The organism is Streptomyces sp. NBC_00576, from assembly GCF_036345175.1.
GTDB lineage: Bacteria > Actinomycetota > Actinomycetes > Streptomycetales > Streptomycetaceae > Streptomyces.
Genome location: NZ_CP107780.1, coordinates 9,566,728 through 9,581,043, shown reverse-complemented (window position 1 = coordinate 9,581,043; position 14,316 = coordinate 9,566,728). Strand labels below are relative to the sequence as shown.

General features: G+C 70.9%; 15 protein-coding genes. 7 read left to right on the top strand and 8 right to left on the bottom strand.

The genetic code is table 11. The annotated features are described in order from the left end of the window. Nucleotides 1-4: 4 nt before the first annotated feature. The 6 genes from OG734_RS41945 to OG734_RS41920 form a co-directional block, all read right to left on the bottom strand. Entirely contained in the window at nucleotides 5-199 is a 195-nt protein-coding gene (locus tag OG734_RS41945; protein WP_319098300.1) for a hypothetical protein, read from the bottom strand. A 121-nt stretch (nucleotides 200-320) separates the two neighbouring features. Then, nucleotides 321-1,184: a phosphatidylinositol-specific phospholipase C/glycerophosphodiester phosphodiesterase family protein gene (locus tag OG734_RS41940; protein ID WP_330292609.1), complete on the bottom strand. Its 864-nt coding sequence runs from the start codon at nucleotides 1,182-1,184 to the stop codon at nucleotides 321-323. A gap of 235 nt (nucleotides 1,185-1,419) precedes the next feature. Further along, on the bottom strand, nucleotides 1,420-2,529 hold the full coding sequence (locus OG734_RS41935; RefSeq protein WP_330292608.1) for an acyl-CoA dehydrogenase family protein: 1,110 nt from the start codon (nucleotides 2,527-2,529) through the stop codon (nucleotides 1,420-1,422). Further along, nucleotides 2,526-3,707 carry an acyl-CoA dehydrogenase family protein gene (locus OG734_RS41930; protein WP_330292607.1) on the bottom strand — a complete coding sequence of 394 codons (1,182 nt, stop codon included), beginning with the start codon at nucleotides 3,705-3,707 and terminating at the stop codon, nucleotides 2,526-2,528. Before OG734_RS41930 ends, OG734_RS41935 begins: the two co-directional genes overlap by 4 nt. Next, nucleotides 3,704-4,681 carry an NADPH:quinone oxidoreductase family protein gene (locus tag OG734_RS41925; protein ID WP_330292606.1) on the bottom strand — a complete coding sequence of 326 codons (978 nt, stop codon included), beginning with the start codon at nucleotides 4,679-4,681 and terminating at the stop codon, nucleotides 3,704-3,706. Before OG734_RS41925 ends, OG734_RS41930 begins: the two co-directional genes overlap by 4 nt. A 116-nt stretch (nucleotides 4,682-4,797) precedes the next feature. Continuing rightward, nucleotides 4,798-5,403, bottom strand: a complete 606-nt coding sequence (locus tag OG734_RS41920; RefSeq protein ID WP_330292605.1) for a helix-turn-helix domain-containing protein — start codon at nucleotides 5,401-5,403, stop codon at nucleotides 4,798-4,800. A 200-nt stretch (nucleotides 5,404-5,603) separates the two neighbouring features. Between OG734_RS41920 and OG734_RS41915 the strand changes: the two genes are divergently transcribed. The 4 genes from OG734_RS41915 (at nucleotide 5,604) to OG734_RS41900 (ending at nucleotide 9,382) form a co-directional block, all read left to right on the top strand. After that, a complete protein-coding gene (locus tag OG734_RS41915; protein ID WP_330292604.1) occupies nucleotides 5,604-7,142 on the top strand; it encodes an ATP-dependent DNA ligase in 1,539 nt (512 codons plus the stop codon). Beyond that, nucleotides 7,139-7,639 carry an NUDIX domain-containing protein gene (locus tag OG734_RS41910; RefSeq protein ID WP_330292603.1) on the top strand — a complete coding sequence of 167 codons (501 nt, stop codon included), beginning with the start codon at nucleotides 7,139-7,141 and terminating at the stop codon, nucleotides 7,637-7,639. The genes OG734_RS41915 and OG734_RS41910 overlap by 4 nt, the downstream gene beginning before the upstream one ends. Nucleotides 7,640-7,725: 86 nt before the next feature. Next, the gene (locus OG734_RS41905) at nucleotides 7,726-9,120 is read left to right on the top strand and encodes an NADP-dependent succinic semialdehyde dehydrogenase (RefSeq protein WP_330292602.1); all 1,395 of its coding nucleotides are present in this window, start codon (nucleotides 7,726-7,728) and stop codon (nucleotides 9,118-9,120) included. Between the two features lie 25 nt (nucleotides 9,121-9,145). Beyond that, complete coding sequence (locus OG734_RS41900; RefSeq protein WP_330292601.1) at nucleotides 9,146-9,382, top strand: DUF6213 family protein; 237 nt, start codon at nucleotides 9,146-9,148, stop codon at nucleotides 9,380-9,382. Between the two features lie 77 nt (nucleotides 9,383-9,459). Here the strand turns inward: OG734_RS41900 and OG734_RS41895 are convergent, their stop codons facing one another. Further along, the gene (locus tag OG734_RS41895) at nucleotides 9,460-10,686 is read right to left on the bottom strand and encodes an acyl-CoA dehydrogenase family protein (RefSeq protein WP_330292600.1); all 1,227 of its coding nucleotides are present in this window, start codon (nucleotides 10,684-10,686) and stop codon (nucleotides 9,460-9,462) included. Nucleotides 10,687-10,856: 170 nt separating this feature from the next. Between OG734_RS41895 and OG734_RS41890 the strand changes: the two genes are divergently transcribed. After that, the gene (locus tag OG734_RS41890) at nucleotides 10,857-11,501 is read left to right on the top strand and encodes a TetR family transcriptional regulator (protein WP_330292599.1); all 645 of its coding nucleotides are present in this window, start codon (nucleotides 10,857-10,859) and stop codon (nucleotides 11,499-11,501) included. Between the two features lie 65 nt (nucleotides 11,502-11,566). Here the strand turns inward: OG734_RS41890 and def are convergent, their stop codons facing one another. After that, nucleotides 11,567-12,112, bottom strand: a complete 546-nt coding sequence (gene def, locus OG734_RS41885) for a peptide deformylase (protein WP_330292598.1) — start codon at nucleotides 12,110-12,112, stop codon at nucleotides 11,567-11,569. Nucleotides 12,113-12,259: 147 nt separating this feature from the next. Between def and OG734_RS41880 the strand changes: the two genes are divergently transcribed. After that, nucleotides 12,260-13,498, top strand: coding sequence for a MurT ligase domain-containing protein (locus OG734_RS41880; protein WP_330292597.1), 1,239 nt, complete (start codon nucleotides 12,260-12,262; stop codon nucleotides 13,496-13,498). Nucleotides 13,499-13,535: 37 nt separating this feature from the next. Then, complete coding sequence (locus OG734_RS41875) at nucleotides 13,536-14,264, top strand: type 1 glutamine amidotransferase (protein WP_330292596.1); 729 nt, start codon at nucleotides 13,536-13,538, stop codon at nucleotides 14,262-14,264. Nucleotides 14,265-14,316 lie beyond the last annotated feature (52 nt).

Genomic DNA, 14,316 nt, shown 5'->3' with positions numbered 1-14,316 from the left:
GACGTCAGGGCTTGAGGCTGCTCACGATGTCCGCGGTCGCCGTGAGCCCGCTGTGGATTGTCGGCGCCACGTTCGTGCTGGCCAGATAGAAACCGAGCAGGACGCAGACCACGGCGTGGCTGGGCTTCAGCGCGCCGTTGCGCAGGAAGACCACCGCCAGGATCAGGAGCAGCACCACCACAGAGATGGAAATGGCCATCGTCAACCTCCTCCGCCACGCGCACTTCGCGGCTTTCGGCCGTAAGTGTGGCGTAGCGGAGGGTTTGTCCGTGCGGCTGACGTGTCGGCCGAACGTGTGGTCTCTCGTGAGTGCGGCAGGACTACGGCGTCTCGTGAGCGTCGAGGAACGCTTCGAGGCCGGTCAGGTCGTCCGTGTTGAGGTAGTCGACGCCGGCGGCGAGGAGCTCGCCCCACAGCGCGTCCCGGGCCGGCCCTGTCGCATCGGGCGTGGCCCAGAAGCGCACCTGCTGCCCGCGGGCGTGGGCCGCCGACACGATGCCGTTCAGCTTTGCGCGCTCGGCGGCCGGGAACGCACCGACGCCCAGCCAGGTGAAGTTGAGCGTCCAGTTGTCGGAGATCAGCGAGACGAAGGACGCCGGCGCCGAGGTGTCGAGGTCGGCGAGGCGCCCGTCGTAGAAGGCCCGCCGTACGCGCTGGGCCTCCATGGGCACCCGGGCGGCGCGGTCGCCGGAGATCACGGCGGTGACCGGGCCGGGGTGGACGCGACCGTGGGCGTACGTCGTGAACAGGCCCCGATAGCGGCGGAGGTGGCGGTCGAGTTCGAGATACGTCGGCGAGCCCTCGGTCTTGATGTCGATGAGGAGCTGGAGCGGACGACGGTAACCCCGGTACACGCAGCCGTGGTTGGCCCTGACGCGGGCGGCGAGGGTGTCGAGGTAGAGGGATTCGAGGGTGCGGGCCGGGTCGAGGTCCGCGGGGTCGTGGGCGACGAGAAGCTGGTCGCCGACGAGGTAGATGTCCGCCTCGACGCTGCCGAAGCGGTGGTCGAGAGCGTCGAGGAGGGGGCGGGGATGCTCGTAGTCGTTGTGGGCGTGGGCGCGCCACAACGGGCCTGGACCGTACGTCGGTTCGCCTGCGGCGGCGCGCGCCGCGGGCAGGGCGACGGTGCCCGCGAGGGCGGCGCCGAAGGCGGTGAGGGCTCTGCGACGGGTGGTGAGGGCCATGCGCTGCCTCCCTGGCTGGAGTTCATGCGGGGCCGGCTCCGGAGCCGACCGGGGTGACGGAGCCTCCGCGAGTATGCGGGCCGGGTGAGGCCCAGCAGCAGGGTCCCGCAAGGGAGTTGGCCGACTCGCCACGGTGCGTTCACGGGTGCTGCTGTGTGTTCGTTTCGTCCGCCCCGCGCACTGGAAAGCCCGCCCCCACGAGAGGGGCGGGCTTTCGGGGCCGTACAGGGATACGTCAGGGTGCGCGCAGGTCGACCAGTTCGGCGAGGGCGGCGCGGTGGCCGCCGGAGGTGCCGTACGCGATCGAGTCGGCCTTGGCCCGCTTGAGGCACAGGTGGGTCGGGTGCTCCCAGGTCATGCCGATGCCGCCGTGCAGCTGGAGCGCCTCCTCGGCGGCGCGGACGGCGACGGGGGCCGCGTAGGACTGGGCGACGGCAACGGCGACGTCGGTGTCCGCGCTGTCGGTGGCGAGGGCGTCCGCCGCGCTCCGGGCAGCGGCGCGCAGGCCGACGACCTCCAGCCAGAGTTGGGCCAGCCGGTGCTTGACGGCCTGGAAGCCGCCGACGGGCCGGTTGAACTGCTTGCGGTCCTTCAGATAACGCACGGTCTCGGTCAACGACCACTCGGCGAGCCCGAGTTGCTCGGAGGCGAGCAGCCCGGCCCCGGCCCGCAGCGCGCGTCGTACGGCGGGTTCGGCGTCGCCCAGCAGCCGGGCCGACGCTCCGTCGAAGGTGACCGTGGCGACCGGCCGGGTGAGGTCCAGGGAGACCTGCGGGGTGATGGTGACGGCGTCGGCGTCGGTGTTCACCGCGTACAGGCCGCCGTCGTCGGCCGGAACCAGCAGAACGTCGGCTGCCGTGGCGTCCGCGATGCCGGTCAACTCACCGTGCAGCAGGCCGCCTTCATGCGCGACGACCTTGTAGGCGGCGCCGGGAGCAACGTTCAGCGCGACGGCAAGGGCACCGACGGTCCGGCCGGAGGCCAGCGCGGCGAGCAGTTCGCCCGCCGCGGCGCCCGTACCTGCCAGCAGCGCCTCCGTGGCGACGACGGCACTCGTGAGATACGGGACGGGTGCGACGGCGCGTCCCAACTCCTCCAGTACGACGGCGACTTCGCGGTGCGAAGCACCCTGGCCGCCCTGCTCCTCAGGCACCAGCAGACCGGCCAGGCCCATGCCCTCGGCGAGGGACTTCCACAGGGAGAGGTCGTGCGGTGCGTCGGTCTCCATGCGGGTGATCACGTCGGCCGGATCGCAGTGGTCGGTGAGCAGATCCCGGACGGCGGCGCGCAGCGCCTCTTCCTCCTCCGAGTACAGCAGGTCGGGCTCGGTGCTCGTCGTGCTCATCGGGCGAGGTCCTTCCAGGCGACGTCCTTGTCGGTGCGCGGTTCGCTGGGCAGGCCCAGGACGCGTTCGGCGACGATGTTCAGCAGGACCTCGCTGGTCCCGCCCTCGATGCTGTTGCCCTTGGAGCGGAGGTAGCGATACCCGGCGTCACGGCCGACGAAGTCCACCAGCTCGGGCCGACGCATGGTCCAGTCCTCGTACAACAGGCCCTCCTCACCGAGGAGTTCGACCTCCAGGCCGCTGATCTCCTGGTTGAGGCGGGCGAAGGAGAGCTTCAGGCCGGCACCCTCCGGGCCGGGCTGGCCGGCGACGAGCTGCTGGCGCGTCCGCTCCCCCGTCAGCCGGGCGACCTCGGCCTCGACCCACAGCTTGAGCAAACGCTGATGCAGATCAGGGGTGCGCAGCTCCGGGCGCTCCCGCCAGGTCTTCGCGACCGGGCCGATCATGCCGCCCTCGCGGGGCAGCCGCATGCCGCCGATGGCCACGCGCTCGTTGTTCAGCGTGGTCTGGGCGACCCGCCAGCCGTCGCCGACCTCACCGAGGCGATGGGCGTCCGGGATACGGACGTCGGTCAGGAACACCTCGTTGAACTCGGCCTCCCCGGTGACCTGACGCAGCGGCCGTACGTCAACGCCCGGGTCGGTCATGTCGCAGACGAAGTAGGTGATGCCCTTGTGCTTGGGCACGTCCGGATCGGTGCGGGCGATGAGGATGGCCCAGCGGGCGAGGTGTGCGCTGGACGTCCACACCTTCTGCCCGTTGACGATCCAGTTGTCCCCGGAACGGACGGCCCGAGTGCCCAGCGCGGCGAGATCGGACCCGGCCCCCGGCTCGGAGAACAGCTGGCACCAGACCTCCTCCCCCACCCACAGCGGCCGGAGGAACTGCCGCTTCTGCTCCTCCGTTCCGAAGCCGAGGATGGTCGGCGCGGCCATGCCCAGCCCGATGCCGATGCGCCGGGGGTCGTTGTCGGGAGCCCCCGCGGCCTCCAACTCGGCGTCCACGACGGCCTGGAGGGTGCGCGGCGCACCGAGGCCGCCCAGCCCCTCCGGGTAGTGCACCCAGGCGAGCCCCGCGTCGAAGCGGGCCCTGAGGAAGTCGAGCCGGTCGGTGCTGGCCGGCGGATGCGCGGCCAGCAACTCCCGTGTCAGTCGGGTGAGTTCAGCGGCGTCGGTCATGCGGCGGCTCCGTTCTCCAGGCCGGGCAGCACGGCGACCCGGCCGGTGGTGACACCGTCGGCGACGCGCTGCACGGCAGCCGATGCCCCGCTCAGCGGCACACGCTCGCTCACCAGCGGCTTGATCGCGCCCCGGGCGGCCAGCTCGGTGAGCTGCTCGTGGCAGTGCTGGACCAGCTTCGGGTTCTTGGTGTTGTACAGGCCCCAGTGCAGGCCCATGATCGAGTAGTTCTTCACGAGGGCGTGGTTGAGCCCAGGACTGGGAATGGTCCCACTCGCGAACCCGACGACCACGATCCGCCCCTCGAAGGCGACGACCTTGGCGGACTGGGTGTAGGCCTCCCCGCCGACGGGGTCGTAGACCACGTCGACCCCACGCCCACCGGTGGCCTCCTTGACGACGGCGACAACATCCTCCGTACGCCGGTCGATGACGACGTCGCAGCCCAACTCGCGTGCCACAGACACCTTTTCGGCACCGCCGACGACCCCGATGACGGTGGCTCCGGCGGCCTTCCCGAGCTGTACGGCCGCACTGCCCACCCCGCCCGCGGCGGCGTGCACGAGGAGCGTCTCGCCGGCCTCCAGGGCGGCCCGCCGGTGCAGTCCGAACCAGCCCGTCTGGTAACCGATGAGGAGCGCGGCGGCCTCGGCGTCGTCCAACGACTCGGGGGCCGTGAACAGCCCGCGGGGGTCCGCCACCACGTACTCGGCGAAACCGCCGTACGGCAGCACGGGGTTCCCGATCACGCGGCGGCCGTCCTCGGTCTCGCCGCAGATCTCCACCCCGGGAGTGAACGGCAGCGGCGGCCTGACCTGGTACTCCCCACGGCACATCAGTACGTCCGGGAAGTTGATGGTCGCGGCACGCACCTTCAGCAGCACCTGGCCGTCGCCGGGCACCGGCCGCTCCACCTCGCCGAGGACCATCACCTCGCTCGGCTCACCGTTCTGGTGCACTTGCCATGCCTGCATGGGGGGCCTCCACGGGACTGCGTTCGCTTGTTCACCTGACCGGGCTCGACCGCATACTAAGCGGTCGCTTGCGCATCAGGGAACCGTCGGGGCCCGCTCCGGAACAGTCGCGTACGTCACGACCGCGCGCCTCGCGAACGGGCGGGCCGCGCCCGTACGTGCATCCGCTCCCCCTGCGGACCGAACAGGCTGAGGAACTCCACGGGCCCCTCCCCCATCGACCCGAACCAGTGCGGCACGCGCGTGTCGAACTCGGCGGCCTCCCCCGCCCCGAGCACCACGTCGTGCTCCCCGAGCACGAGCCGGAGCCGCCCGGACAGCACATACACCCACTCGTACCCCTCGTGCGTACGCGGCTCGGGTTCCTGGCTGCTCTCCGGCAGGATCACCTTGAACGCCTGGAGCCCGCCCGGCTGCCGGGTCAGCGGAAGATACGTCCGCCCGTGCCGGACGATCGGCTTGGCCCGTACCCGCGGATCGTCGACGGGCGGGGCTCCGACGAGCTCGTCGAGCGCGACGCGATGCGCACGGGCGATGGGCAGCAGCAACTCGAGGCTGGGGCGCCGCAGCCCCGACTCCAGCCGCGACAACGTGCTGACGGAGATCCCGGTGGCGGCCGAGAGCCCCGCGAGGGTCGCCCCTCGCTCCTTACGAATCCGCCGCAGCCGGGGCCCCACCTCGGCGAGTACGTGGCCGGTGTCGTCGTCGCTGGTGGCATCCATGGCGCTATTGCATTTTCGGCAAGCAAGTTTGTCAATACGGCACCCTCAGCCCGTCCGGCGTTTGAGGACGAGCGCGTTCAGCGCGAAAGGGGGGTCTGGGGGCGCAGCCCCCAGGGATGGGACGGGTAGGGGCGGCGGGGGCGAGACAAACCCGCCCCCGCCCGGATGTGCATCCGCCACCCCCGTTGCACCATGGCTGCATGCTCCTGACCAGGCTCGCCCACGTGTCCCAGGAAGTCGCCGCCACCTCCGCCCGGTCACGCAAGATCGCCCTGCTCGCCGAACTGTTCCGGGACGCCGACCCCGACGACGTGCCGATCGTCATCCCGTATCTCGCCGGACGGCTACCGCAAGGGCGGCTGGGCATCGGATGGAAGGTGCTGGATCAGAAAGTCCCCGGCGCCGCCGAGCCGTCGCTCACCGTCCTCGACGTCGACGCCCGCCTCACCGCGATCGGCGCGGTCACCGGAGCCGGCTCGCAGGCCGAACGCAGGCGCCTGGTGGGCGAGTTGCTGGCAGCCGCCACCGCGGACGAGCAGCGGTTCCTGTTCGCGCTGATCACAGGTGAGGTACGTCAGGGCGCCCTGGACGCGGTCGCCGTGGAAGGGCTGGCGGCGGCCACCGAGGCACCGGCGGCGGACGTACGGCGGGCGGTGATGCTCGCGGGCGCGATCCAGCCCGTCGCGCAGGCCCTGCTCGCCGACGGACCGACGGCCCTCGCCCGTTTCCGGCTCACCGTCGGCCGCCCCGTCCTGCCGATGCTCGCGCACAGCGCCTCCTCGGTGGCGGAGGCCGTCGGGAAGCTCGGCGCCTGCGCCGTCGAGGAGAAACTGGACGGCATCCGCGTCCAGGTCCACCGCGACGGCGACGACGTACGGCTCTACACCCGGACCCTCGACGACATCACCGACCGACTGCCCGAACTGACCACCGCCGCACGGACGTTGAGAGGCAAGCGATTCATCCTGGACGGCGAGGTGATCGCTCTGGACGAGGCCGGGCGCCCGCGTTCCTTCCAGGAGACCGCCGGACGCGTCGGCTCGCGCGTCGACGTGGAGTCGGCGGCCCGGGAGACACCCGTCTCCCCCGTCTTCTTCGACGCGCTCTCGGTCGACGGCCAGGACCTCCTCGACCTCCCCTTCGTCGAGCGGCACACGGCCCTGGCCCGCCTGGTCCCCGAGCCGATGCGCGTGCGACGCCTGCTGGCCGGCGGCCCCGCAGAACTCCCCGCCGCCGAGAGGTTCCTCGCCGACACGCTCGCGCGCGGCCACGAGGGCGTCGTGGTCAAGGCCCTCGACGCCCCCTACAGCGCGGGCCGACGCGGTGCGGCCTGGCTGAAGGTCAAGCCCGTACACATGCTCGACCTGGTGGTGCTGGCAGCCGAGTGGGGCCACGGACGCCGTACCGGGAAACTGTCGAACCTCCACCTCGCGGCCCGCAACCCCGACGGGTCGTTCGCCATGCTCGGCAAGACCTTCAAGGGCATGACCGACGCGATGCTGACCTGGCAGACCGAACGGCTCCAGGCGCTGGCCGTGTCGGACGACGGCTGGGTGGTGACCGTACGGCCGGAGCTGGTCGTCGAGATCGCGTACGACGGTCTTCAGCGGTCCACCCGCTATCCGGCCGGCGTCACCCTCCGCTTCGCCCGCGTCGTCCGCTACCGCGAGGACAAGACCCCGGAAGAGGCCGACACCGTCGAGACCCTGCTGGCCGCACACCCGGAGGTGGCAGGGTGACGGAGAAGGCGAAGGCAGTGCCGAACGGGAAGCGCAGTGCCGGGCTGTTGCTGTTCCGCCGCCAGGCCCCGCCCGGTCAGGGGCTGGAGGTGCTGCTCGGGCACATGGGCGGACCCTTCTTCGCCCGCCGCGATGCCGGGGCCTGGACGATTCCCAAGGGCGAGTACGCGGACGGGGAGACGGCCTGGGACGCCGCGCGCCGCGAGTTCCGGGAGGAGCTGGGGCTGGCGCCGCCCGAGGGTGAGGCCGTGCCGCTGGGCGAGGTCCGACAGGCCGGCGGGAAGGTCGTCACGGCGTGGGCGGTCGAGGCGGACCTCGATCCGGCGGCCGTGGTGCCGGGCACGTTCCGCATGGAGTGGCCCCGGGGCTCGGGGCGGGAGCGGGAGTTTCCCGAGCTGGACCGGGTGCGGTGGTTCGGGCTCGATGAGGCGCGGGCGGTGATCGTGACAGCACAGGCCGGGTTTCTGGACCGGCTGACGGAGCACTCGGGGCGCTGAGAGAGAGCCGGTGGTCGGCGTACGCGTTGCGCGCCCCATCGGCGCGCGGGAAGGTCGAAGGACAGCCCTCAACCAGGAGGCAAGGCATGCCCATCGCGACGGTGAACCCGGCGAACGGCGAGACGCTCAAGACGTACGAGGCCATGGGCGGGGAGGAGATCGAGCGCAAGCTCGCGACCGCCGAGACCGCCTTCCGCACGTACCGCACGACCGGCTTCGCCGAGCGCGCCCGGTTGCTGGGCCGAGCCGCCGGCCTGCTCGACGAGGACCGGGACGCCATCGCCCGCACGATGACGGTCGAGATGGGCAAGCCGGTCACGCAGGCCCGCGCGGAGGCCGCGAAGTGCGCGAAGGCGATGCGCTGGTACGCCGACCACGCCGAGGAGCTCCTCGCCGACGAGGAGCCCGCCGAGGCCGACGTCAAGGACTCCGGCGGCTCCCGCGCCGTGGTCCGTTACCGTCCACTCGGGCCGGTGCTCGCGGTGATGCCGTGGAACTTCCCGCTCTGGCAGGTGATCCGCTTCGCCGCGCCGGCGCTGATGGCGGGCAACGTGGGCCTGCTCAAGCACGCCTCGAACGTGCCGCAGACCGCCCTCTACCTGGAGGACCTGTTCCGCAGGGCGGGCTATCCCGAGGGCTGCTTCCAGACGCTGCTGATCGGGTCGGGCGCGGTCGAGGAGATCCTGCGCGACCCCCGGGTGCGGGCGGCCACGCTCACCGGCAGCGAGCCGGCCGGGCGCGCGGTGGCGTCCGTCGCAGGGGACGAGGTCAAAAGGACGGTGCTGGAGCTGGGCGGCAGCGACCCGTACATCGTCCTGCCGTCCGCCGATATCGACCGGGCCGCGCAGGTCGCGGTCACTGCGCGTGTGCAGAACAACGGGCAGTCGTGCATCGCCGCCAAGCGGTTCATCGTGCACGCGGACGTCTTCGACGCGTTCGCGGAACGCTTCTCGACCGCAATGGCGGCGCTGAAGGTCGGCGATCCGCTGGCCGAGGACACGGAGGTCGGGCCGCTCGCGAGTGAGCAGGGGCGCGAGGATCTGGAGGCGCTGGTCGACGAGGCCGTGGAGAGTGGCGCGACGATTCTGTGCGGTGGCGAACGCCCCGAGGGCCTCATGGACAGCGGCTGGTACTACGCGCCGACGGTCCTCGCCGACGTCACACCCGAGATGCGCATTCACCAGGAGGAGACGTTCGGCCCGGTCGCGACGCTGTACCGCGCGGCCGATCTGGAGGAGGCGTTGGCGATCGCCAACGACACGCCTTTCGGCCTCAGTTCGAACGTGTGGACCCGTGACGAGGCCGAGGTGGACCGCCTCGTACGGGATCTGGAGGCGGGGGGCGTGTTCGTCAACGGGATGACCGCGTCCCACCCGGCGTTCCCGTTCGGCGGGGTCAAGCGGTCCGGATACGGGCGTGAGCTGTCGGGACACGGAATCCGCGAGTTCTGCAACATCACCACGGTATGGCACGGAGCGTGAGCGTTCCGCGGCTACGATCGCCCCTGTGAACCGCGAAGTGACTCTGCCTCTGATCGTCGACGCCCGCGGCACGTTGCAGGTTGCCGCCTCCGACGTCAGCAAACTACTGCGCACGGTCGGCGGTCGCTGGCTACATCTGGTGGAAGCCGGCCAGGACGGCCTCGACGAGGACACCGTGGCCGCCCTCACCATCGAACTCGCCAAACTGGCCGACCGAATCGACGTGGCCTGCATCGCCCACAGCAGCGGGAGCGCCCCTTAAGGGGCGCGGGGCTGGGACATTTGCGGCTCCGCCGCGGGGCGCGACCAGCCCCCACACACGCGCCCGCAGCCGACGTACTACCGAATCGGCATCCCCGACAGAGTCCGCGCAATCACCAACCGCTGGATCTCACTCGTACCCTCGAAGATCGTGTAAATGGCCGCATCCCTGTGCATGCGCTCCACCGGGTACTCCCGCGTGTACCCGTTCCCGCCGAGTATCTGAATCGCCTGCCCAGTGACCTTCTTCGCCGTCTCGCTCGCGAACAGCTTCGACATCGACCCCTCCGCCGCGGTGAACGGCTTCCCGTTGATCGCCATCCACGACGCCCGCCACGTCAGCAGCCGCGCCGCGTCGATGGACGTACGCATGTCGGCGAGCTGGAAGGCGACCCCCTGGTTGTCGATGATCGGGCGGCCGAACTGCTCGCGGGTCTTCGCGTAGTCGAGGGCGACCTCGTACGCGGCCCGGGCGGTGCCTACGGCCATCGCGGCCACCGCGGGACGGCTCGCCTCGAACGTGGCCATCGCCGCGTTCTTCACGCGCTCGCCGCCGGACTTCGCCCGCTCGCGGGCCCGCGCGAGACGCTCGTCGAGCTTCTGCTTGCCGCCGAGGAGGCAGGAGCCGGGGACGCGGACGTTCTCCAGGACGACCTCGGCGGTGTGCGAGGCGCGGATGCCGTGCTTCTTGAACTTCTGGCCCTGGGACAGGCCGGGCGTGTTCGGCGGCACGATGAAGGAGGCGTGTCCCTTGGAGCCCAGTTCGGCGTCGATCACGGCGACGACCACGTGGACGTTGGCGATGCCGCCGTTGGTCGCCCAGGTCTTCGTGCCGTTCAGGACCCACTCGTCCTTGGCCTCGTCGTACACGGCACGAGTGCGCATGGAGGCGACGTCTGAGCCGGCGTCGGGCTCGGAGGAGCAGAAGGCGGCGACCTTGACATCGTTGGCGTCGCCGTACATCTGGGGAATCCAGGTGCCGATCTGCTCCTCGGTGCCGTTGGCGAGGACGCCCACGGCGGCGAGGCCGGTGCCGACGATGGAGAGGGCGATGCCCGCGTCACCCCAGAAGAGTTCCTCCATGGCCATCGGGATGCCGAGGCCGGTGGGGTCGAAGTACTGCTGGGCGTAGAAGTCCAGGGAGTAGATGCCGACCTTCGCGGCCTCCTGGATGACCGGCCAGGGAGTCTCCTCGCGCTCGTCCCATTCGGCGGCGGCGGGCCGGATCACATCGGCGGCGAACCCGTGGAGCCAGTCTCGGACCTCTTTCTGATCGTCATTGAGCTCCATGGTGAATTCGGCCATGACCCCTCCATCGCTGCACTAGCATGTTACCTACGGTAACGTGAGTCTGTTACCCGTCGGTAGGAAAAGTCAACTCCCGGACCACGGTCGGCAGCCCGTTCGATGGGCATGCGCCGATCAGTGCTAGTTTGCGCAAGCGTCACCGATATCAGCACGGGTGGGGAGAGACCATGGACACCACGCAGCAAACCGATCAGCAGCGGTCCGCCGACCGCCGCCGGCGCGAGCTGCTGGAAGCCGCGGACCGGGTGGTGCTTCGCGACGGCCCCGGCGCCTCGATGAACGCCATCGCCGCCGAGGCAGGCATCACCAAACCGATTCTCTACCGGCACTTCGGTGACAAGGGCGGACTCTACGCCGCTCTGGCCAAACGGCACACCGACGCCCTGCTCGACTCCCTGCGGGCCGCGCTGGACGCTCCGGCGGAGCGGCGGGAGCGGGTGGAAGCCACCCTGGACACCTACCTCGCGGCGATCGAGGCGCGGCCCCAGGTGTACCGGTTCCTGATGCACCCCGCGGACGGTGTGTCACCCGGCGATCCCGGGTTCGATGTGAGGAAGCACTCGTTGCCGTTGCTGCGGCTGATGGGCGAGGAGTTGGCCCAGGTGATCGAGGATCGGCTGGATCTTGGGCCCGGCAGTCAGCAGTTGGCCCGGGTGTGGGGGCACGGGATAGTCGGGATGATGCACGCCGCAGGTGACTGGTGGTTGGGGGAACGGCCCTGTTCCCGGGCCGAGTTGGTGCGGAGTTTGGCTGATTTGCTGTGGGGGCGACTGGCTGCCGCCGGGGATCGCGTGGGGGGCCCTGGGTTCTGAGGGGTTGTGTTTCGTCTGCGGGCTGGTGGGGGCTGGTCGCGCAGTTCCCCGCGCCCCTGGGTGGGTCAGCCTGCCCCGTGCCAAGAAGCTCGGGTTGTCTGTCGCATCAGCCGTCTGTGGCGCCAGCCCGTCAAACGGTCCACGTAAGTCCGGCCTTCCAAGTGGTCGCACTCGTGTTGGAGGCAGCGGGCGAAGAAGCCCGTGCCCTCGATCCGGACCGGATCCCCCATCACCGTGAAGCCCTCGACCACCGCCTCGTCGAAGCGTTCCGTGCCCGCCTCCAGGCCGGGGAGGGACAGACAGCCCTCGGGGCCCCGCATCACCAGGCCGTCGGTCTCCACCAGGCGGGGGTTGACCACGTGGCCCACATGGCGGGTGTCCTCGTCGTCGGGGCAGTCGTATACGAAGACCCGCAGGGGCCTGCCGATCTGGTTCGCGGCGAGGCCCACGCCCTGGGCGGCGTACATCGTCGCGAACATGTCCTCGACGAGTCCGGCGAGTTCGGCGTCGAAGTGTGTGACTTCCGCGCAGGGGGTGTGCAGAACGGGGTCGCCGAGCAGTGTCAGAGGGCGAACGCGCCCTCGGGTGCCCGGGATGGAGCCTGGTCGCATGGCCGCAAGGGTACGGTCACCCATGTCGCGCGGGCGCCGTGGTGGTGCCGCGATGCGGATCCGGTGAATGGATCTCGATAGGCTGAGGTCCACACCACGTGGCCGGAGGCACAGGCGCGGCGCGTACGCAAGGAGGATCGAGATCTGATGGCAGGCAACTCGGACCCGCTCACTCCGCGGGCCAAGCTGGCCGTGACGGCCGGCAAGGCCGTAGCGGCGGCATCGCGTGCGGCAGGGCGCGGCAGCGGATCGGTGATCGGCGGCAAGGTAGCCCTCAAACTCGACCCCGACCTCCTCGCCCGGCTCGCCCAGCACCTGGACGTCATCCTGGTCTCGGCCACCAACGGCAAGACCACGACCACGCGGCTCATCGCGGAGGCCCTGCGCGCGGCCGGACCGGTCGTGTCGAACGCGCTCGGCGCCAACATGCCCGCGGGCATCACCTCGGCGCTCGCGGGCGGCTCGGACGCCAAGTTCGGGGTCATCGAGGTCGACGAGAAGTACCTCGCCGGCGTCGCCCGGGACACGGACCCCAAGTGCATCGCACTTCTCAACCTCTCCCGCGACCAGCTCGACCGCGCCGCCGAGACCCGCATGCTCGCCGAGAACTGGCGTGAGGGGCTCGCCGGTTCGAAGGCCGTGATCGTCGCCAACGCCGACGACCCGCTGATCGTGTGGGCCGCCTCCTCCTCCCCCAACGTGATCTGGGTCGCCGCCGGGCAGATGTGGAAGGACGACGCCTGGTCCTGCCCGTCCTGCGGTGGCGTGATGCAGCGCCCCGGCGACGACTGGTTCTGCGGTCAGTGCGGCTTCCGCCGCCCGACGCCGAGTTGGGCACTGTCCGGCGACCACGTGCTCGACCCGCACGGGTCCGCCTGGCCGATCCACCTCCAGCTGCCGGGGCGCGCCAACAAGTCCAACGCGGCCACGTCGGCCGCTGTCGCCGCCGTGTTCGGCGTACCGCCGCAGGTCGGCCTGGAGCGCATGTACCAGGTGCAGGCCGTGGCCGGACGGTACGACGTCGTGCAGTTCATGCAGCGCGATCTGCGGCTGCTGCTCGCCAAGAACCCGGCCGGCTGGCTGGAGACGTTCTCCCTGATCGACCCGCCGCCGACCCCGGTCATCCTCTCCGTGAACGCGCGGGGCGCCGACGGCACCGACACCTCGTGGCTGTGGGACGTCGACTACACGCAGCTCACCGGGCACCCGATCTTCGTCATCGGCGACCGCAAGCTCGACCTCGCGGTCCGGCTCGAAGTGGCCAACCAGCACTTCCAGGTCTGCGAGAACGCCGACCAGGCCGTGCAGATGGCACCGCCCGGCCGGATCGAGGTCATCGCGAACTACACCGCCTTCCAGGATCTGCGCCGCCGCGTCGGCAACTGACCACTGCCGCCAACCGACCACTGAGGACGATCACTTCATGAGCGACAACCAGCTGCGTCTGGTGTGGATCTACCCGGACCTGCTCAGCACCTACGGCGACCAGGGCAACGCGCTCGTCCTCGAGCGCCGGGCCAGGCAGCGCGGCCTCGACGTGGCGCGGCTCGACGTGCGCAGCGACCAGCCCATCCCCACCTCCGGCGACATCTATCTGATCGGCGGCGGCGAGGACCGTCCGCAGCGCCTCGCGGCGGAGCGGCTGCGCCGTGACGGCGGTCTGCACCGGGCCGTCGGGAACGGCGCGATCGTGTTCTCCGTGTGCGCCGGGTACCAGATCCTGGGCCACGAGTTCATCAACGACCTCGGCCAGCGCGAGCCCGGCCTCGGGCTCCTCGACGTGGTCTCGGTGCGCGGCGAGGGCGAGCGGTGCGTGGGCGACGTGCTCGGCGACATCGACGCGCGCCTGGGCCTGCCCCCGCTGACCGGTTTCGAGAACCACCAGGGTGTCACCCACCTCGGCCCCACCGCCCGCCCGTTCGCGCAGGTGCGGCTCGGCAAGGGCAACGGCACGGGGGACGGCACGGAGGGCGCGTACAACGACACGGTCTTCGGGACGTACATGCACGGGCCCGTGCTCGCCCGTAACCCGCTGATCGCGGACCTGCTGCTGAAGCTGGCCCTCGACGTCAACGCGCTGCCGCCGACCGACGACCGCTGGTACGAGGCGCTGCGCAACGAGCGGATCACGGCGGCGCAGCAGCCCGCCTGACCTGCGCACCACCCCGTTCCCGCACCGACCTGTACACCTGCCGTCCGCGTCC